Source organism: Microbacterium sp. BR1, from assembly GCF_002812725.1.
Taxonomy (GTDB): domain Bacteria; phylum Actinomycetota; class Actinomycetes; order Actinomycetales; family Microbacteriaceae; genus Microbacterium.
The window spans coordinates 250695-268414 of the sequence record NZ_NMUN01000005.1 but is presented as its reverse complement, the minus strand read 5'-3'; the positions used below and the strand labels follow the sequence as shown (position 1 = coordinate 268414).

Here is a 17720-nt window from a genome sequence, read left to right as displayed (position 1 = left end):
GGGCATCGCCGGCGCCGCGGGCGGGTGGACCGAACGGTCTAGGCGGGCCAGACGCCGCTCGACCCGCGACGGTGACTGCCCACGAGGTGCGTGTCGACGATACCGACGGCCTCCATGAGCGCGAAGGCGGTCGTGGGCCCGACGAAGCGGAAGCCGCGCGCCTTCAGCGCCCTGGCGAGAGCCCGCGATTCATCGGATGTCGAGGGGACATCGGCGTAGCTCACGGGTGTCGGAGTCGCGTCCGGCTGGAACGACCACACCAGCTGCGCGAGCCCGCCATCGGAACGGAGAGCTACGGTGGCCTGTGCGTTCGCGATCGTGGCCAGGATCTTGGCGCGGTTACGCACGATCGCGGCATCCTGCAGCAGGCGCTGGACGTCTTCTTCCGCGTACGCCGCGACCGCGTCGGGGTCGAAGTCGGCGAACGCCGCGCGGAACCCCGGGCGCTTGCGCAGGATGATCGCCCACGACAGCCCGGATTGGAACGCCTCGAGGCTCAGCCGCTCGAACAGACCGCGCTCGTCGCGAACGGGCATGCCCCACTCGTCGTCGTAATACGTGCGGAGGAGCGGGTCGCTCGCCGCCCACCGGGGCCGGGCGAGCCCGTCCTCGCCGACGACCAGGTCGGCTGGGCGAGGGGTCGCGGGTGCGTCGGTCACGGCAGGACTCCTTCGATACCGGACTCGAGCGCCAGCAGCGCCCGCTTGACTTCGGGTCGCCCTCCGTATTCGCCGAGCGATCCGTCGGCGCGGACGACGCGATGCACGGGGATCACGACCGAGATGGGCGTGTTGGCGCACGCCGTTCCGACCGCTCGCGCCGCTCGGGGCGCGCCGGCCGTGATCGCGACCTCGCCGTAGCCCGCCGTCTCGCCGTAGGGGATGTCGCGGATGGCCTCGAGGGCCGCGCGGGTGAAGGGGGCGAGTCCCGTGAGGTCGAGGTCGATGTCGAACCGCCGCCGTTCACCGGCGAAGTACTGCTCGAGCTCGATGACGACGGGTGCGAGCGCCTCGTCATCTCGCGCGGCAGGTTCGCGTCGCCAGGCCATGATCTGAGCCAGCATGCTCTCGGGAGAGCCTTCCGCGAAGCGGAGGGCGACCAGGCCCCTGTCGGAGGTCACCGCGAGCGCGGTGCCGATCGGGGTGAGTGTCGTGGTGTAGTGCAGCGTCGTTCGGCTGATCGATGTCGAGTGCGGCGGCATATCGCCCATCCTGCCGCGCGCGGGCGACATCCCGGCCTCGAGGGCGCAAATGGGGGGATGGATGCCTCGATGCGCGGGCGGGGGAGGAGAGATGGCCTGTCCAACCCGGCAATCCCGCGAAACTCGCCGCGCTTGCCCCGCCCGCGCGCAGTCCGCACGTAGGGTGACCGTGTGTGGCGAGCAGACGGCAGCGCCGTGGACCTGGGCGAAGACGAGGCCCCGTCGCTCGGCGCGCCCGATAACCGCAATATCTCGCCCGATCAGCGCAGTGTCTCGCCCGATGACCTGAGTGTTGCGGAACCCGGTGTGCAGATCGCGCACATCGCCGATGTGCTGCGCTCACGGCTGCGAGCCGAAGCATCCGAACTCGGTGGGCGCTCGCCGCTGCTGCAGTTCGTCGACGTCGCAGACGCCGGAATCGACATCACCAACGCGCACCCGGGCAGCCTGCCGCAGTTCATCACGGGGCAGTCGACGCTGCTCTCGGGGCTGTTCCGCGACGAGGTCGCCTTGCGCACGGCACGCCTCGCGGCCGAGGCGATCACGGCGAAGAACGTCGAACTGCGCACCGTCCGCTCGATCGAGGCCGTGCATCTGGCCGTCGGCCTCGCCGGATGGCGCATCGGTGGGGTCTCGTACAGTGCGCCCGTTCTGCTTCGTCCCCTCGCGATCCGTCGCCACGGCGCCGACTTCGAGCTGAAGCTGCACGGCGGCTTCCACATCAACCCCGAGCTCGACTCGGTCGCGCGCGAGCACTTCGGTATCGCGTTGGATGGCCCCGCGCTCGCCGCGCTCGCCCACGAGGGCGGCGTTTTCAAGCCACAGCGGGTCATCGACCGGCTGCGATCCGTCACATCCCACATCGACACCTTCACGGTGCATCCTCGCCTGATCGTCTCGACGTTCGCCGATGTGGCACGCGGCATGGCCCGCGATGCCTCGCGCGCCGGGGGACTTGTGCTGAACGCCCTGGCGGGGCACCCGGCCGACCGGCAGACGCTGGCCGCGCAGCCGGGCGAAGTCGCATCGGTCGGGCCCGATGACCGCCCGCCCGCCGCCGACACCCTGCTGCTCGACGCGGACTCCGAGCAGGAGCGCGTGCTAGCCCAGATCACCGCCGGACGCTCGATCGCCGTCGCGACCCTGCCCGGAACGGGCGGCACGCAGACCGTCATCAACGCGATCGGCGCACTCGTGCACGAGCACCGCCGCGTGCTCGTCGTCAGCGCTCGTCGGTCGACGATCGAGGGTGTGCGGCACCGGCTCGGTCAGGTCGGCCTGCCGGGCCTGGCGTGCTCACCGACGAACACGGCCCGCGACTTGGTGCGCGCGATCGCTCGCAACGAGAAGGCCACGGCTCCGCAGCTCGGCGATGTCGACGACGCGCTCGTGCGGTTGCGCGCGCTGCTCACGTCGTACCGCAAGGCCCTCACGACGACGGTTCCCGGCCTCGACATCAGCCCCCTCCAGACACTCCGCGCGCTCGCCGCCCTCCCCGTGAGCGATGGGTTCGCCCCCGTCGACACCCGGTTCGACTTCGCGACGCTGTCGAAGCTCGCGAACGACCGCACCGAGGCTGCACGGATGCTCGAGCTCGCCGCCACGCTCGGCGAATTCCGCTTCGGCCCGGGCGATTCGCCCTGGTACGGCGTCAACTTCGCAAGCACGGATGCCGCCCAGGCGGCTCACGCGCTCGCCCAGCGCCTGCACACGACCGAGGTTCCCCGGCTGCTCGAGCGCGGCTTCGAGCTGATCGCCCAGACGCGCATGCGTCCGTTCGCCTCGATCGACGAACTCGGCGAGTACCTGCGCCTGCTCATAGACATCCGCGACTCGCTCGACCGCTTCAGCCCGACCGTCTTCGAGCGTCCCCTCGCCGACCTCATCCGGGCGCTCGGTCCGCGCCGGGACGCGGCCGGCATGAAGGCGGGGGAGCGTCGGCGCCTGCGTCGGCTGGCCCGCGAGTACGTCCGCCCGGGCGTTCACGTCGCCGACATGCACGAGGCGCTCGTGCGCATTCAGCGTCAGCGCTCGCAGTGGCAGCAGTTCGTCGACATCGGCGTCGCGCCCGAGGTTCCGCTGGGGCTCGCCGACGTACACGTCGCGTGGCAGCGGGTGACGGCCGAGCTCGCAGAACTCGACACCCCGCTCGGGCGAGATCGCGACAAGCGCCTCGCCTCGCTGTCGGTCAAGACCCTGGTGCGTACTCTGGCCGGCCTGGCCGCAGAATCCGATGTTCTCGACAATCTGATCGAGCGCACCGCCCTGCGCGCCGAACTCGCCCGACTGGGGCTGGGCGGGCTGCTCGCCGAGCTGTCGGTGCGGCACGTCCCCGCCGATCGCGTCGCGGCCGAGCTCGAATACGCCTGGTGGCAGTCCGCGCTCGAGCACATGCTGCGCACCGACAAGTCGTTGCTCGGGGCGAACACGAGTGTCGTGGACCGCCTGGAACGCGACTTCCGGCTCGTCGACGAGGCGCACGCCGCGGCATCCGGATCGATCCTCTCGTGGCAGCTCGCGCGCGAATGGAAGATCGGCATCGTCGATGAGCCCGGCGAGGCCGAGAACCTCAAGGCGCTCCTGACCCGTGGTACCGCGACACCCGCGACGCTCACTCTCGGGGCACCCACCCTCGGTCGCGCGCTGGCGCCGGTCTGGCTCGCATCGCCCTACGAGGTGCCGCGGATCCCCGATTCGGTCATGTTCGACACCGTGATCATCGCGGATGCCGGGGCCATCTGCCTGGCCGAAGCGGCACCCGCGATCCGACGCGCCCGTCAGGTCGTCGTGCTCGGCGACCCCGTTACGCAGCGGCCCTCGCCCTTCACTCTCGCGGCCGGGTCTGCGCCGCAACCCGAGGCCGACGTCACGTTCGACGATGTCTCGGTGTTCGAGAAGCTCGCCGACCTGCTGCCCGTGTACACGCTGACCCGCAGCTACCGTGCGGGGGGCGAAGACCTGGCCGAGCTCGTCAACGACGCGTTCTACGGTGGCGAGATCGTGTCGTGGCCGTGGGCCGGTTCCTACCTCGGCCGGGGCAGCCTGACCGTCGACTACGTCGAGGGCGGATTCGGTGCCCCCGATCCGATCAGCGGCGCCGTGGAAAGCCCCGACACCGAGGTCACGCGCGTCGTGACCCTCGTGCTCGAGCACGCCCTCAACCGACCCGACGAGTCGCTCATGGTGGTGACCGCCAGCGTGCGGCACGCCGAACGCGTGCGCGCGGCCGTCAACGCGGCGTTCGCGAGCCGGTCGGATGTCGCAGAGTTCGCCCTGCGCGACACGGCCGAGCCCTTCGCCGTCCTCACGCTCGAACAGTCCGTCGCCGAGAGTCGCGACCGCGTGATCTTCTCCCTCGGCTACGGCCTCACGAAGCACGGGCGTGTGCTGAGCGACTTCGGCGACCTGTCGACGCCCGACGGCGAGCGGCTGCTCACGGTCGGCATGACACGGGCGCGCCGCTCGATGGTGATCGTGTCATCCATCCGTCCGTCCGCCTTCGACGACGGACGCCTGGAGTACGGCGCCGCGACGCTCATGACGATCCTCGGCGGCATGGCCGCGCGCCAGCGCGATGCCCGCCTCGAAGACCTGGCCGACCCGCTCACGCGCCGCCTCGCCTCCGAGCTGCGCCGCTTGGGGGTTTCGGTCGACGTGCACTACCGGGGTCTGCTGCCGCTCGTGGCGCAGCACGCGGGCAAGGCCGTCGTGGTCGAGAGCGACCCCGAGACGCACGACGAGTCCCTGCGCGAATCACTGCGGCTGCGTCCGCAGTTGCTCCGCCGACTCGGATGGCACTACGTGCGGGTGCACTCGTTCGATCTGTACACGGATGCTCCGGCCGTCGCCGCGCGCATCGCATCGATTCTCGGTGTCGAGCCCGACGCGCCCGCCGTCGAGGCGTCGACGCAGCCGATCGATGGCCTCGGCTGACGGTTCCGGCGAGGCCCCGGACGAGCACGCCGGTGGGCGCCAGCGCGTCGTGAAGGTACCCGGGGCGCGGCGGGCCAAGCTCACGCCCGCGCCCGGTGCGACACCCGAGCCGGCGCCGCGGGACGAGGCATCCGATCCCCGTCCTGCACCGGATGCCGCGACCGCGGGCCCTAACGACGACCGCCTACGCCAGGACGTGCCCCCGCATTACTGACCGGCAGCACGGCAGGCCGCTGCATCCGATGTCCCACTTCTACTCGTTATGCCGGTGTCTTAGCGGCTCAAAGTGGGACACAATGCGATGGAAGTGGGACACGCGGGCATGATGGGGCGCGGGGCGCTGGGCGCTCGGCGCTGGGCGCGTGCGGGGGAGAGGCAGGGGAGAGGTGCGGGGTGAGGAGGGTCAGGCGCGCGGCGAGGGGCCGGACTGCTGCTTCTCGAGCAGGTCGCGGATCTGAACGAGGATCTCCTGCTCGGTCGGGAGCTGAGGCTCTTCGGGAGCCTTGTCGAGACCGGCCTTCGCTGCGGCGCGCGCCTTCATGTGGTTCATCGGGTAAACGAACACGAAGTACACGATCGCGGCGATCGCGACGAAGTTGATGACCGCGCCGATGATGGCGCCGATGCCGATCGTCGACACGCTGCCGCTGATCGTCGGGATCTCGATCACCCAACCGCTCAGGTCGCCGACCTGGAAGATCGCGCCGATGAGGGGGTTGATCAGCTGCTCCACCATCACCGCGACGATCGCGCTGAAAGCGGCGCCGATGACGACGGCGACGGCGAGGTCGATGACGTTGCCGCGGAGGATGAACTCCTTGAATCCCTTGATCATGCGATGCTCCTTACCGCGGGCACGGGGGCCCGGTTCACGAACCCGTCGAGGCGGGCGAGGATTTCGTTGCCGATGTCGATCCCGACGATGTCGATCCTGACGAAGACGACGACGATCCGCCACCCGCGCTCGATCCCGAGTCCGACTTCGATCCGGAGCCGGACGTCGAACCGGCATCGGACTTCGACGGAGAACCGGACGAGCCCGAAGGTGCTTTCGCATCGCCCGAGCGTGAGTCCGTGCGGTAGAAGCCGCTGCCGTTGAACGTGACCCCGATCGTGCCGTACTGCTTGCGCAGCGCGCCGCCGCACTCGGGGCACTCGGTCAGGGTCGGATCGGTGAACGCCTGGACGGCGTCGAAATGGTGGCCGCAGGACTTGCAGGCGTAGGCATAGGTGGGCATCGTGCTCCTGGTTCAGGCGTGAATCAGCGCGCGGGGGGCGCAAAGGTGACGGTTCGGGACGGGGTGACCACGCCCGAGACGGGCTGGTCGTGCACCTCGCTGGGCACCTCGTCGACGAGCTCGGAGTCGAAGATGACGGCGTAGACGGGCGGGCAGCCCTCCATCGAGCCGATGGTCTTGTCGAAGTATCCGCGTCCCCACCCCATGCGCATGCCGGATGCGTCGACGGCCGCGGCGGGGATGATCATCAGATCGACATCGTTGACGGCGATGGGGCCCAGCAGTTCGCCCACGGGTTCGGGAAGCCCGAACATCCCCTCGGCGACGTCTCCACCCTCGACGGCGACGGACCAGTCGAGAAGGCCGTCCGCGCGCGTGACGGGCAAGAGAACGCGGATGCCTCGGGCTACGGCACGATCGACGAACTCGCGCGTTCCCGGCTCGGTCGACATCGACAGGAAGCACGAGATCGAGCGCGCTCCGAGCTGGTCGACCAGCTGGTCGAGGCGGTCGGCGATGGCGTGTTCCGCCTCTGCTCGTTGCGCGTCGGATCGCAGCTGACGACGCTCGCGCAGATCGGCGCGAAGCGCCCGCTTGACGTGATCGACGTCTGAGGACACGCGCACCATCTTAGGCGGGGGTGTGGGGGAGCCGGCGCGACAGCGGACCCTGTCCCCCATCCGGCGGGGGAGAATCCGCCTCCCTTCCCGTTACGATGGCCGACATGCCTCCTATGAAGTTCAAAGCCGTCATTCCCGCCGCCGGTCTCGGCACGCGCTTTCTTCCCGCCACCAAGGCGATGCCGAAAGAGATGCTGCCTGTCGTCGACAAGCCCGCTATCCAGTACGTCGTCGAGGAGGCTGCTCAGGCGGGCATCGACGACATCCTCGTCATCATCGGCCGCAACAAGAACGCCGTCGCCAACCACTTCGACTCGGTTCCCGAGCTCGAGGTCAAGCTGAAGGACAAGGGCGACCACGATCGTCTGCGTCGCGTGCTCGAGTCGAGCGACCTCGCCGACATCCACTTCGTCCGTCAGGGCGAGCCGAAGGGTCTCGGCCACGCGGTGCTGCGTGCCAAGGCGCACGTCGGCTCGTCATCGTTCGCCGTGCTGCTCGGTGACGACCTCATCGACGAGCGCGACATTCTGCTGACGACGATGCTGGCCGAGCACGAGCGCACGGGTGCCGCGATCATCGCCCTGATGGAGGTCGACCCCGACCAGATCCATCTGTACGGCGCGGCCGACGTCGAGGCCACCGACAACGCGGATGTCGTCAAGGTCATGGGTCTCGTCGAGAAGCCGAAGCGCGAGGATGCCCCGTCGAACCTCGCCATCATCGGCCGTTATGTCCTCAGCCCCGCCGTTTTCGATGTGCTCGAGCACACCGAGCCGGGCAAGGGCGGCGAGATCCAGCTGACGGATGCCCTGCAGGAGCTCGCGGCAGACCCCGACGGTCCCGGCGTGTACGGCGTCGTGTTCCGCGGTCGTCGCTACGACACCGGCGATAGGGTGGACTACATCAAGGCCATCGTGCAGCTCGCCGCCGACCGCGAGGATCTCGGTCCCGAGCTGCGTCCCTGGTTCAAGGAGTTTGCGGCGGGTCTGTAGGGCTCACGTTTCGAGGATTCGCCGCCCGCAAGAGGGAGTGGGCATGGAGTTGTCCCTTCCGCGCGAGCACGGACCGATCTCGATCCGGCTGATCAAGTCCCGCGACTCCCGCGTGCTGCAGCAGGCCCTGCTCGACAATCGGGGTTGGCTCGAGCAGTGGGAAGCGACGAGTCCGGACGGCGTCGTCTCTCTCGACATGAGGCTCGGCATCCGTCGACTCCTGCAGCAGTACCGCGACGGGCTCGGGGTACCGCTGGTGATGGAGTACGACGGCGAGGTCGCCGGGCAACTGAACGTGTGGGGCATTGCGCGGGGTTCGCTCGCATCCGCGACGATCGGATACTGGGTCAGCGAGAGCTTCGCGGGGCTCGGGATCACCCCGACGGCGGTCGCCCTGGCGACCGACCTGTGCTTCACCGAGCTGCGGTTGCACCGGATGGAGATCTGCATCCGCCCCGAGAACGCGGCCAGCCTGAGGGTGGTCGAGAAGCTCGGCTTCCGTTACGAGGGGCTGCGCCGTCGATACATCCACATCGACGGCGACTGGAGGGATCACTACGCGTTCGCGCTGACGCGGGAGGACGTGCCCTACGGGGTTCTCGAGAGGTGGGTCTCGGGCCAGGCGCCGCGCGACGCCGCGAACATCCCCCTGGCCGATCGGAATGCCGCCGCTCCGGAGTCATAGGGGTCGGCCACCTCAGCGACGCGACACGCCCGGAGCATCCCGATCTTCGACGCGCCCTCGCATACCGTTGTCGGCATGGGTGGGCAGGTATTGGGCGGTGGAGTGATCCTCCTCGTCGCCGTCGCGCTCTGGCTCGTCTATCTCGTACCGACATGGCACAGCCGGCATCAGTACTACTCGGCCGAACGCAACGCCGTTCGGCTCAATCAGGCCATCCGCGTTCTCGCCGAGACCAGCGAGACGCCGGGTGAAGTCCACCTCGAACTCAACGCCCGCACGGCCCTCCAGCAACAGCGTCTCGCACGTCGTCTGCAGGCCGAACATCAGTCCGCCGAGCTCGAGGGCCTGCGCGAGCAGGTCGCACAGGCGCGCTCGGCCCCGCTCGCCCGCCGCGCCCGCGCGCGTCGACGCGCGCGGCTCGTGGCGACGACTCTTCTGCTGATCGGCCTCGGTGCCATCGGGTTCGGCATCTGGCAGATCGTCCAGGGCGGCGCGCAGACGTTCCTCTGGACCGGCGCCGTCTCGACAGGCCTCGCGATGATCGTGCTGCAACGGATGGCTAAGGTCGCGGCGAAGGCGACGGTCGCCGTGGAGCAGCCGATCATGGTGCGGCGCGAGGCATCCGTTCAGGACCTCGCACCCATCGTTCCCCAACGCCAATGGACGCCGCGGACGCTCCCGCAGCCCCTCGTGTCGTCCAACGGCTCGCGCGCCGCCGCCCAGCTCGACGCGGCCGAGGCTCGAGAGGCGTTGCGCCAGGCCGCCCGAGAAGAGGCCCTACGCACGCCGAGTGCGCCCGAGCGCCCCCAGCGCCTGCAGCCGGCGGCGCAGGCCCCGGCGGCGCATCCCGTCGCGCCGGCCGTCGCTCCCGCGGCGAGCTCGGGCACGGCGCGCTCGCCCTACGCGGGCATGGGTGTCGTCGACGATGCCGAGATCGAGGCGCACGTCCGCGCCCTCCTGCGTCAACGTTCCGCCTGACCGACGTCGGTCTTCGTGCGTTCGTTCGCCGGCGGCCCGCGCCGCACGCGAAAGCGGCCCACCCCCGTGCCGGGTGCGGGCCGCTTCACGGCGTAGGCCGCGTCTGCGCTGAGGGGACTAGTTGTTGAAGGCGTCCTTGACGTTGTCGCCGGCCTTCTTCACATCGGCCTTGGTCTGGTCCGCCTTGCCCTCGGCCTCGAGCTTTTCGTTGTCGGTCGCCTTGCCGGCGGCCTCCTTCGCCTTGCCGGTGAGGTCTTCGGCGCCGTGCTTGATCTTGTCTCCGATACCCATGAGGGGCTCCTTTCGGTTTCTCCTCACACCCTGCTCCCGTCGGGATCGAGATGTCAGTGGGTTGTTCTGAGTGGGGCGAAGGTGCTACGCAGCGTGTTCGTACCCGACGACCGCGGGCCGGCGGCAAGCGTGGCCGAAGGACCGTGATAATCTGTCGGAGGTTCTCGGGCCTGTGGCGCAGTTGGTAGCGCGCTTCGTTCGCAATGAAGAGGTCAGGGGTTCGAATCCCCTCAGGTCCACCAAACGATAGACGCCCCCCTGCGGGGCGTTTTTCGTTTGTGCGTGTTTGCGGAGCATCTGCCCCGTATCCCGACGAAGAAGAAGGAACACCGTGCAGCAGCGACCCATCGGATCCCGGACCGTCAGCGCGATCGGCCTCGGCGGCATGCCGATGTCGATCGAGGGGCGGCCGGACAGGGACCGCTCGGTCGCCACGATCCACGCCGCACTCGACGCGGGCGTCACGCTGATCGACACGGCGGATGCGTATCACGAGCACGCCGACGAGGTCGGTCACAACGAGTCGCTGATCGCCGAGGCGCTGCGCTCGTACGGCGGCGACACGTCGGGCGTCCTGGTCGCGACCAAGGGCGGCCACCTGCGTCCGGGTGACGGCAGTTGGACCGTCGACGGACGCCCCGAGTACCTGAAGGAAGCGGCAAAGGCATCCGCTCGTCGACTCGGCGTCGAGGCGATCGGCCTGTACCAGTTCCACCGGCCCGACCCCTCGGTGCCGTATGCCGAGTCCGTCGGGGCGCTGCGTGAGCTGCTCGACGAGGGCGTCATCGAGATGGCGGGAATCTCGAACGCGACCGTCGCGCAGATCGACGAGGCCAACCGCATCCTCGACGGACGGCTCGTGTCGGTGCAGAACCAGTTCTCGCCCGCCTTCCGCTCCAGCCTCAACGAGCTCGAGCACTGCGCACGTCTCGGCATCGCCTTCCTGCCGTGGTCGCCCCTCGGCGGCATCACGCGGGCGGCCGACGTCGGCGCGCAGCACGATGCTTTCCAGACCGTGGCGGATGCCCGGGGTGTGAGCCCGCAGCAGATCGCTCTCGCGTGGGAGCTCGCTCTCGCGCCCGTCGTGATCCCCATCCCCGGCGCCTCCCGGCCCGCGAGCATCCAGGACTCGGTCCTCGCCGCCGAAATCGAGCTGAGCGCAGACGACATGGCCGCCCTCGCGGGCGACCGCTGAGCATCGACGGAGGACGGACATGAAGAACATCACCCTCGGGGGTACGCCCGCGCCGAACGTCGTGCTGGGCCTGATGCGCATCCAGGACAAGACCGACGACGAGGTGCGCGCACTGGTTGGTGCGGCGAGAGACGTGGGCATCGACTTCTTCGATCACGCCGATGTATACGGTTCGGACCTGCACGGGTGCGAGCGGCGGTTCGCCGAGGCGATGCGGCTTACGCCCGCCCAGCGCGACGAGATCACCCTGCAGACGAAGTGCGGCATCGTGCCGGACGGCCCGTACTTCGACTACTCGTACGAGCACATCGTCACATCGGTCGAGGGTTCGCTGCGCGCGCTCGACACCGATCGCATCGACATCCTGTTGCTGCATCGGCCCGACGCCCTGGTCGAGCCGGAAGAGGTCGCCCGCGCGTTCGACGAACTCGAGGCATCCGGCAAGGTCCGCGCCTTCGGTGTCTCGAACCACACCCCGCGCCAGATCGATCTGCTGAAGTCGGCCGTCACGCAGCCGCTCGTCGCGAACCAGCTGCAGCTGTCGATCACGCACGCGCCGATCGTCGTCCAGGGGCTCGCGGGCAACATGCAGGGGCTCGACCAGTCGCTCGTCCGCGACGGTGGGGGGATCGTCGACTACTGCCGTCTGCACGGCATCACGGTTCAGGCGTGGTCGCCGTTCCAGGCCGGATTCTTCAACGGCGTCTTCCTCGGATCGCCCGACTATCCAGAACTCAACGCCGTGATCGACCGGCTCGCCGCCGCCTACGACGTGCCCGCCATCGCGATCGCCACTGCCTGGATCACGCGCCACCCGGCCGACATGCAGGTGGTTCTCGGTACGACCTCACCCGAGCGGGTGGCGGGCGCGGCCCTGGGCTCCGACATCCCCCTTACACGAGCCGAATGGTACGAACTCGTGCGGGCGGCCGGTTACCGGGTGCCCTGAGCGACCGCCTCGGACACATCCGCGCGTGACCAACCGATCGCGGGGGCGATCTCGCGAGCGATCGTCTCGAGCATGCGGGCGTTGTACGCGACGCCGAGTTGGTTCGGGACGGTCAGCAGCACGGTGTCGGCGGCCTGGACCGCGGCATCCTGAGCCAACTCGGCCGCGATCTCGTCCGGCTCGCCGGTGTAGCTCTTGCCGAAGCGTGCGCGCACACCCTCGAGGATGCCGACCTGATCCTGGCTGTCTTCGCGCGAGCTGAAGAGTTGGCGGTCGAGGTCGCTCGTGATCGGGATGACACTCCGGCTCACGCTGACGCGCGGTTCGCGGTCCCAGCCCGCTTGCGCCCACGCGTCGCGGAACATCTGGATCTGTTCGAGCTGCAGCTCGTCGAACGGCACGCCGGTGTCTTCGACCAGCAGGGTCGACGACATCAGGTTCATGCCCAGCTCGGCAGTGCGCACAGCGGTCTCGCGGGTGCCGGAACCCCACCAGATGCGGTCCGGCAGCCCGGGGGAGAGGGGCTGGATGGCGAGCGCTCCGTCGCCGCTCATGCGCGGATCGGCCCGGACGATGCGCTCGCCGCTGATCGCGGTGCGGAAGAGCTCGGTCTTGCGCCGGGCGAGGTCGGCGTCCGTGTCGCCCTCGGCCGGGACATACCCGAACGCGTGCGAACCGTTGAGCGCCGGCTCGGGTGAACCGCGGCTGATGCCCAGCTGCAGCCGTCCGCCGCTGATCAGGTCGGCCACCGCGGCCTCTTCGGCCATGTAGAGGGGGTTCTCGTACCGCATGTCGATGACGCCCGTGCCGAGCTCGATGCGACTCGTGCGCGCCGCGGCGGCGGAGAGCAGGGGGAACGGGCTCGCGAGCTGGCGGGCGAAGTGGTGCACACGGAAGTAGGCACCGTCGATCCCGAGCTCCTCCGCGGCCACGGCGAGTTCGATCGACTGGAGCAGGGCGTCGGCCCCGGTGTTCGTCTGGCTCGAGTGGTGGGGGTGCCAGTGGCCGAAGCTCAGGAAGCCGATCCGTTTGCGGTGCATGCCTGGTCAAACGCATGCTGGCGCATGGACATTCCCGGGCCTTCACGTTCGGATGAACGGGACGATTCGCGGGCCGCGACGGCACGGTGCGGCACCGGGGGCGTCTGAGGTGCACCGTGCATCCCCGATCGCTTGCCATTGAGGGTATCGCCGGTGCGCTCGCCCCCCGAGGCGCGTCTATGGTGGGTCCGTGACCGCAGAACTCTCGCCCCGCAGCAGAATCGTTGCCGACCGCCTCGCCGAGGCAGGCATCCCGGGTCAGATCGTGGTGCTGCCCGACGCAGCCTCCACCGCGGCTCTCGCCGCGGCCGCCCTCGGGGTCGAGGTTGGTGCGATCGCCAACAGTCTCGTGTTCTGGAGCGATGGCGAGCCTTTGCTCGTCATGACGAGCGGCTCGCACCGCGTCGACACGGCCGCACTCGCGGAGCGCATCGGTCGAGGGTCCATCGTCCGTGCGACGCCCGAGCAGGTGCGCGAGGCGACCGGCCAGGCGATCGGGGGAGTCGCACCGACCGGCCACCCCGCCCCGATCACCACGATCGTGGACGAGCACCTTGCCACGTATCCGCAGCTGTGGGCCGCGGGTGGCACGCCGCACACGGTCTTTCCGCTGTCGTTCGACGAGCTCGTACGCATCACCGCTGGGGCCGTCACGAAGGTCGATTAGGCCCGGTTGTTCGGCCGGAAGGTCGACTACTCCGAGTCGCGCGGGATGTCGTAGGTCCAGCGATCAGGGACGGATGACTCGAGCCCGCGCCAGTCGTCGATGTCGAAGTCGAACACCGCCACGGCGCACGTCGGCATGTGCGGGATTGCGCCGTCCGCGGGGAATCCGGACCAGTGCCGCACGAGGTCCGACAGGCCCGGGTCGTGCGCCACGACGACCACGGCCGACTCGGACCGGGCCGCGGCGAGCTCGACGATGCGACGCGGCGAGGCGCCGTAGAGACGTTCGTCGAGCCGCACGGTCGTGTCGAGGGCGTCGGCGAACGCGTCCGCGGTGGTCGCCGCGCGGAGCGCCGTGCTGGAGAGCAGAGCGCCGCCGCGCAGCTCGGGATGCTCGGTCGCCAGACGCGCGGCCATCCGGGGAGCGTCGCGCACGCCGCGTTCGTTGAGCGGACGATCGTGGTCGTCGATGCCGGGGTGGTCCCAACTCGACTTCGCGTGGCGCACCAGCGCAAGCGTCTTCATGCGGCCACCTTACGAGGTCGGGCTGGTCCCTTCGAGGAGCTCAGGGAGCGTGGTCTGCGTGGCGCGCACTGATATATCGCCGAGGTGGTGGACGGACCCCTCATCGGTGCGATACCTATGGAGAGCACCATCTGCGGAGCCGTGACCAGCTCGCGACTTCCCTGAACCGCCTGCCGAGCCGCCCGTCGGACCCGAACCGACTGACGCCGGACGGCAGGTCCCCGCAATACGAGTGGGGGGCAGGGGTGCGATCTCGAGGCGCCCCCTCCCCGAGGTTGCACCCCTCGGCCCCCGTGCTCGGCGGGCTGCGCCGCGGGGTCACCGGGCGACGTACACCCAGGCGTCGCGTCCGCTGCCGAGCGTGACCGACACCCGGTTGTACTGCTGGACCTCGTACTCGTCTGCGGCTTCGAGCTCGTCCTCGGTGATCCAGAGCAGCACGCCGACGACCTTGTCGAGTCGGTTGCCGGTTCGGCGGATGATCGGATGCACGTCGCGCCCGCTGAGCCCCACGACACGGGCATCCTCGATCTCGAGATAGTCGATGGTGAATCCGGGCAGCACATCGGGCTCCCCGGTGAGCAGGCGCCCGAACGTGTCGAGCTGCACCGCGGGCACGCGCAGGGTGCCGTAGCTGAACAGCGCGACATCGGGAATCGTCGCCGCAGCGGATGGCTCGGTCACGGCATCAGGCTACTGACCTGACCCTGCGCGGGCCAGGCTTTTCGCCGCGCCGACGTCACGCGCCGAAAATCGCGTGCGCGATCGTGAAGATCGTCAACCCGGCGAGGGCGCCGACGATCGTGCCGTTGAGGCGGATGTACTGCAGGTCGCGGCCGACCATGAGCTCGATCTTCTCCGTGGTCTCTTCGGGGTCCCACCGCTCGATCGTGTCGGTGATCACCGACGCGATGTCGTGGCGGTAGCGATCCACCGCGAACGTCGCCGCATCCGTGACCCAGGTGTCGACACGGCGTTGCAGGGCGGGCTCGGACGCGAGACGCCCGCCGATCTCGGCCAGTGCCGCGCGCGCACGCACGCGCAGTCCGCTCGCGGGGTCGGCGAGCGACGACAGCAGCCCGTTCTTCGCCGTATCCCACAGCTGCGCCGCGAGGTCGCGCACGCGCGGGCTGTCGAACACCGTGGCCTTCGCGTGTTCGAGCCGGGCGATCGTGTCGGGGTCGTGCTGCAGGTTGTCGGCGAGGCGCGACAGGTAGCCGTCGATCGCGACCCGCGCGGGGTGTTCGGGGTCGGCTCGCACGGCGGCAACGAAGTTCACGGCCTCTTTGTAGACGGTGTCGTCGACGAGTCGGTGCGCGATCGAGGGCACCCAGCCGGGCAGTCGCCGCGAAACGAGTCCGGCGAAGGCCGAGCGGTTGCTCTCGAGCCAGGTCGCGATCGAGTCGGCGGCGAGGTCGACGGCGTTGTGGTGCGCGCCGGTCTCGACGATGCGGCCGAGCCAGGCGCCCGCCGCAGGCCCCCACTCGGGCTCGATCACGTGCGAGCGCGCGAGGTCGGCGATCAGGTCGCGCACATCGTCGTCGCTGACCGCGCGCAGCACGGCCGAGGCGATCGCCGAGCCCTCGGTAGCGACCCGTTCCGCATGCTCGTCGTGCGAGAGCCAGGTGCCCAGGCGCGAGGCGACACCGATGCTCTCGAGCTTGTCGCGCACGACCTCGGCCGACAGGAAGTTCGTCTCGACGAACTCGCCCAGGGTGCGGCCGATCTCGTCCTTACGATGGGGGATGATCGCCGTGTGCGGGATGGGGATGCCGAGCGGATGCCGGAACAGCGCCGTTACCGCGAACCAGTCCGCGAGCGCGCCGACCATACCGCCCTCGGCCGCCGCGCGGACGTATGCCAACCACGGCACGTTCTGCTGGAACGCGAAGGCGAAGACGAAAACGACGGCCATGAAGAGCAGGGCCCCGAGCGCGACCGCCTTCATGCGCGTCAGCGAGCGACGTCGAGCTTGGTCTGCGGGACTCAGCAGGGCCAACGGGGTACGTGCCATCCGGTCATCCTCGCACGGTGAACGGATCATCAGGCGGGGGTTGCGTCGTCCGCCCTCCAGCCGCACGGCGGTAACCTGGGCGCGTGATCGATGACATCAAGAAGCGCGCCCTGCACCGCACGAGCATCCTCGAGGGTCAGTTGCGCGGGCTGACGAAGATGATCGAGAACGAGGAGTACTGCATGGACATCATCGGACAGTCCCGCGCGATCGAGAAGGCGCTCGAGTCCCTCAACCGGCTGCTGCTCGAGAACCACCTGCGCACCCACGTGACGACGATGTTCGAGCAGGGCGGCACCGAGCGCGAGCAGGCCGTGGCCGAGCTGCTGCGCGCGTTCGACTTCGACAAGCGCTGAACCCCGGGCCTATTCGGGCTGGCCCACTCAGGCGGGCTCGCCGCGCAGGCTGGTCCAGTTGCGGTCGAAGCTGCGCGCACCCTGCACGCGATCGGCGAAGTCGTCCAGGCGCGTCATCGTCTCGGCGTCGAGCGTCACACCCACGCCACCGAGCCAGTCATTGACGTGTGCCGCGAATCGCGAGCCGGGAATGGGTGAGATCGGGATGCCGAGGGCTCCGGCGCGCGTGAAGAGCCACGCGAACGCGAGCTCGGCGCCCGTGAGGCCCGCGTCGCGCGCGATCCGCAGATACTCGTCGCGGAGTGCCGCGTTCGCCGCGAGGTTCTCCGGGGCGAATCGCGGGAAGTTCGGGCGCATGTCACCCGGTCCGATGCGCGCCGCGTCGAAGTCGTCGCCGAGCCAACCTCTGCTCAACGGTGAATAGGACACGAAGCCGGTGCCGGTTTCGATCGCGGCGGGGATGACGGCACGCTCGACGTCGCGGCTGACCACGCTCCACTCGGTCTGGATCGCGGCGATCGGGTGGACGGCGTTGGCACGCCGGATTTCGTCGGCCGTCGCCTCCGAGAGCCCGAGGTGGCGTACCTTGCCCGCCACGACCAGCTCGGCCATGGCCCCGACGGTCTCCTCGATCGGGACGTCTGGGTCGACGCGGTGCTGGTAGTAGAGGTCGACGTGGTCGGTGTCGAGGCGCTGCAGGCTCAGGTCGATCTGCTCGTGCACGTATGCGGGCGTGCCGCGCACGCCGCGCCTTCCGGCCGTGCCGCCGTGGATCCCGAACTTGGTCGCGAGCACGACGTCGTCGCGCCGGGTTCGCAGGAGCCGCGAGATGATCCGTTCGCTGCGCCCGTCGCCGTACACGTTCGCCGTGTCGACGAAGCGAATGCCCGAATCCACCGCGTGGGTGAGGGTCGCGAGCGCGGTGTCGTCATCGACCGGGCCGTAGACATCCGTCAGACTCATGGCCCCGTAACCGAGGGCGGTGACGGTCAGTCCGTCGCCGAGATCGACCGGGGGCAGGGCTTCGGCACGCATGC

The 17720-nt window shown here is 69.5% G+C and carries 20 protein-coding genes and 1 tRNA gene; 10 read left to right on the top strand and 11 right to left on the bottom strand.

Annotated features, from left to right (window positions below):
- Positions 1-38 precede the first annotated feature (38 nt).
- Together CGU35_RS11005 and CGU35_RS11000 are read right to left on the bottom strand one after the other, a co-directional pair.
- Complete coding sequence (locus tag CGU35_RS11005) at positions 39-659, bottom strand: DNA-3-methyladenine glycosylase I (protein WP_100811605.1); 621 nt, start codon at positions 657-659, stop codon at positions 39-41.
- On the bottom strand, positions 656-1201 hold the full coding sequence (locus CGU35_RS11000; protein ID WP_100811604.1) for a methylated-DNA--[protein]-cysteine S-methyltransferase: 546 nt from the start codon (positions 1199-1201) through the stop codon (positions 656-658). Before CGU35_RS11000 ends, CGU35_RS11005 begins: the two co-directional genes overlap by 4 nt.
- Before the next feature lie 171 nt (positions 1202-1372).
- Between CGU35_RS11000 and CGU35_RS10995 the strand changes: the two genes are divergently transcribed.
- Both CGU35_RS10995 and CGU35_RS10990 read left to right on the top strand, forming a co-directional pair.
- Positions 1373-5134, top strand: a complete 3762-nt coding sequence (locus CGU35_RS10995; protein WP_232711264.1) for a DEAD/DEAH box helicase — start codon at positions 1373-1375, stop codon at positions 5132-5134.
- On the top strand, positions 5121-5348 hold the full coding sequence (locus CGU35_RS10990; protein ID WP_100811603.1) for a hypothetical protein: 228 nt from the start codon (positions 5121-5123) through the stop codon (positions 5346-5348). The genes CGU35_RS10995 and CGU35_RS10990 overlap by 14 nt, the downstream gene beginning before the upstream one ends.
- 189 nt (positions 5349-5537) lie before the next feature.
- Here CGU35_RS10990 and mscL read toward each other — a convergent pair whose 3' ends face one another.
- From mscL to CGU35_RS10975, 3 genes are read right to left on the bottom strand one after another with little or no spacing between them, the layout of a single operon-like run.
- Positions 5538-5969 (bottom strand): large conductance mechanosensitive channel protein MscL, encoded by a 432-nt coding sequence (gene mscL / locus CGU35_RS10985; protein ID WP_100811602.1) that lies wholly within the window; start codon positions 5967-5969, stop codon positions 5538-5540.
- A 34-nt stretch (positions 5970-6003) separates the two neighbouring features.
- Positions 6004-6372, bottom strand: a complete 369-nt coding sequence (locus CGU35_RS10980; protein WP_100811601.1) for an FmdB family zinc ribbon protein — start codon at positions 6370-6372, stop codon at positions 6004-6006.
- A 23-nt stretch (positions 6373-6395) separates the two neighbouring features.
- Positions 6396-6992, bottom strand: coding sequence for a 5-formyltetrahydrofolate cyclo-ligase (locus CGU35_RS10975; RefSeq protein WP_100811685.1), 597 nt, complete (start codon positions 6990-6992; stop codon positions 6396-6398).
- Between the two features lie 104 nt (positions 6993-7096).
- On the opposite strand from CGU35_RS10975, the gene galU reads away from it, so the two are divergent.
- From galU to CGU35_RS10960, 3 genes are all read left to right on the top strand, one after another.
- Positions 7097-7984, top strand: a complete 888-nt coding sequence (gene galU / locus CGU35_RS10970; protein WP_100811600.1) for a UTP--glucose-1-phosphate uridylyltransferase GalU — start codon at positions 7097-7099, stop codon at positions 7982-7984.
- 43 nt (positions 7985-8027) lie between these two features.
- The gene (locus tag CGU35_RS10965) at positions 8028-8669 is read left to right on the top strand and encodes a GNAT family N-acetyltransferase (protein ID WP_100811599.1); all 642 of its coding nucleotides are present in this window, start codon (positions 8028-8030) and stop codon (positions 8667-8669) included.
- A gap of 75 nt (positions 8670-8744) precedes the next feature.
- Positions 8745-9647 (top strand): hypothetical protein, encoded by a 903-nt coding sequence (locus CGU35_RS10960; protein ID WP_100811598.1) that lies wholly within the window; start codon positions 8745-8747, stop codon positions 9645-9647.
- Positions 9648-9764: 117 nt separating this feature from the next.
- On the opposite strand, the gene CGU35_RS10955 is transcribed toward CGU35_RS10960, so the two are convergent.
- Positions 9765-9938 (bottom strand): CsbD family protein, encoded by a 174-nt coding sequence (locus CGU35_RS10955; RefSeq protein ID WP_100811597.1) that lies wholly within the window; start codon positions 9936-9938, stop codon positions 9765-9767.
- 166 nt (positions 9939-10104) lie between these two features.
- Between CGU35_RS10955 and CGU35_RS10950 the strand changes: the two genes are divergently transcribed.
- The 3 genes from CGU35_RS10950 (at position 10105) to CGU35_RS10940 (ending at position 12082) form a co-directional block, all read left to right on the top strand.
- A tRNA-Ala gene (locus CGU35_RS10950) sits at positions 10105-10180 on the top strand.
- 89 nt (positions 10181-10269) lie between these two features.
- Complete coding sequence (locus tag CGU35_RS10945; protein ID WP_100811596.1) at positions 10270-11133, top strand: aldo/keto reductase; 864 nt, start codon at positions 10270-10272, stop codon at positions 11131-11133.
- Between the two features lie 19 nt (positions 11134-11152).
- A complete protein-coding gene (locus tag CGU35_RS10940; RefSeq protein WP_100811595.1) occupies positions 11153-12082 on the top strand; it encodes an aldo/keto reductase in 930 nt (309 codons plus the stop codon).
- Here the strand turns inward: CGU35_RS10940 and CGU35_RS10935 are convergent.
- Entirely contained in the window at positions 12067-13122 is a 1056-nt protein-coding gene (locus CGU35_RS10935) for an LLM class flavin-dependent oxidoreductase (RefSeq protein ID WP_100811594.1), read from the bottom strand. The two genes, CGU35_RS10940 and CGU35_RS10935, sit on opposite strands and share 16 nt — an antisense overlap.
- A gap of 190 nt (positions 13123-13312) precedes the next feature.
- On the opposite strand from CGU35_RS10935, the gene CGU35_RS10930 reads away from it, so the two are divergent.
- The gene (locus CGU35_RS10930) at positions 13313-13789 is read left to right on the top strand and encodes a YbaK/EbsC family protein (protein WP_100811593.1); all 477 of its coding nucleotides are present in this window, start codon (positions 13313-13315) and stop codon (positions 13787-13789) included.
- A gap of 26 nt (positions 13790-13815) precedes the next feature.
- On the opposite strand, the gene CGU35_RS10925 is transcribed toward CGU35_RS10930, so the two are convergent.
- The 3 genes from CGU35_RS10925 to CGU35_RS10915 all read right to left on the bottom strand — a co-directional run bounded on the left by CGU35_RS10925 (position 13816) and on the right by CGU35_RS10915 (position 16327).
- On the bottom strand, positions 13816-14313 hold the full coding sequence (locus CGU35_RS10925; protein WP_100811592.1) for a SixA phosphatase family protein: 498 nt from the start codon (positions 14311-14313) through the stop codon (positions 13816-13818).
- 318 nt (positions 14314-14631) lie between these two features.
- Positions 14632-14997, bottom strand: a complete 366-nt coding sequence (locus CGU35_RS10920) for a gamma-glutamylcyclotransferase family protein (protein ID WP_198519563.1) — start codon at positions 14995-14997, stop codon at positions 14632-14634.
- A gap of 55 nt (positions 14998-15052) precedes the next feature.
- Positions 15053-16327, bottom strand: a complete 1275-nt coding sequence (locus tag CGU35_RS10915) for a DUF445 domain-containing protein (RefSeq protein WP_100811591.1) — start codon at positions 16325-16327, stop codon at positions 15053-15055.
- 83 nt (positions 16328-16410) lie between these two features.
- On the opposite strand from CGU35_RS10915, the gene CGU35_RS10910 reads away from it, so the two are divergent.
- Positions 16411-16683 carry a metal-sensitive transcriptional regulator gene (locus CGU35_RS10910; protein WP_100811590.1) on the top strand — a complete coding sequence of 91 codons (273 nt, stop codon included), beginning with the start codon at positions 16411-16413 and terminating at the stop codon, positions 16681-16683.
- A gap of 27 nt (positions 16684-16710) precedes the next feature.
- Here CGU35_RS10910 and CGU35_RS10905 read toward each other — a convergent pair whose 3' ends face one another.
- Positions 16711-17718 carry an aldo/keto reductase gene (locus CGU35_RS10905; protein ID WP_100811589.1) on the bottom strand — a complete coding sequence of 336 codons (1008 nt, stop codon included), beginning with the start codon at positions 17716-17718 and terminating at the stop codon, positions 16711-16713.
- Between the last annotated feature and the right edge of the window lie 2 nt (positions 17719-17720).

Excerpts from the sequence above, each read along its gene's own strand:
- CGU35_RS11000 (WP_100811604.1), bottom strand. The coding sequence starts at position 1,201 with ATGCCGCCGCACTCGACATCGATCAGCCGAACGACGCTGCACTACACC.
- CGU35_RS10990 (WP_100811603.1), top strand. The coding sequence starts at position 5,121 with ATGGCCTCGGCTGACGGTTCCGGCGAGGCCCCGGACGAGCACGCCGGT.
- mscL (WP_100811602.1), bottom strand. The coding sequence starts at position 5,969 with ATGATCAAGGGATTCAAGGAGTTCATCCTCCGCGGCAACGTCATCGAC.
- CGU35_RS10980 (WP_100811601.1), bottom strand. The coding sequence starts at position 6,372 with ATGCCCACCTATGCCTACGCCTGCAAGTCCTGCGGCCACCATTTCGAC.
- galU (WP_100811600.1), top strand. The coding sequence starts at position 7,097 with ATGCCTCCTATGAAGTTCAAAGCCGTCATTCCCGCCGCCGGTCTCGGC.
- CGU35_RS10965 (WP_100811599.1), top strand. The coding sequence starts at position 8,028 with ATGGAGTTGTCCCTTCCGCGCGAGCACGGACCGATCTCGATCCGGCTG.
- CGU35_RS10960 (WP_100811598.1), top strand. The coding sequence starts at position 8,745 with ATGGGTGGGCAGGTATTGGGCGGTGGAGTGATCCTCCTCGTCGCCGTC.
- CGU35_RS10955 (WP_100811597.1), bottom strand. The coding sequence starts at position 9,938 with ATGGGTATCGGAGACAAGATCAAGCACGGCGCCGAAGACCTCACCGGC.
- CGU35_RS10940 (WP_100811595.1), top strand. The coding sequence starts at position 11,153 with ATGAAGAACATCACCCTCGGGGGTACGCCCGCGCCGAACGTCGTGCTG.
- CGU35_RS10935 (WP_100811594.1), bottom strand. The coding sequence starts at position 13,122 with ATGCACCGCAAACGGATCGGCTTCCTGAGCTTCGGCCACTGGCACCCC.
- CGU35_RS10925 (WP_100811592.1), bottom strand. The coding sequence starts at position 14,313 with ATGAAGACGCTTGCGCTGGTGCGCCACGCGAAGTCGAGTTGGGACCAC.
- CGU35_RS10915 (WP_100811591.1), bottom strand. The coding sequence starts at position 16,327 with ATGGCACGTACCCCGTTGGCCCTGCTGAGTCCCGCAGACCAAGCTCGA.
- CGU35_RS10905 (WP_100811589.1), bottom strand. The coding sequence starts at position 17,718 with ATGCGTGCCGAAGCCCTGCCCCCGGTCGATCTCGGCGACGGACTGACC.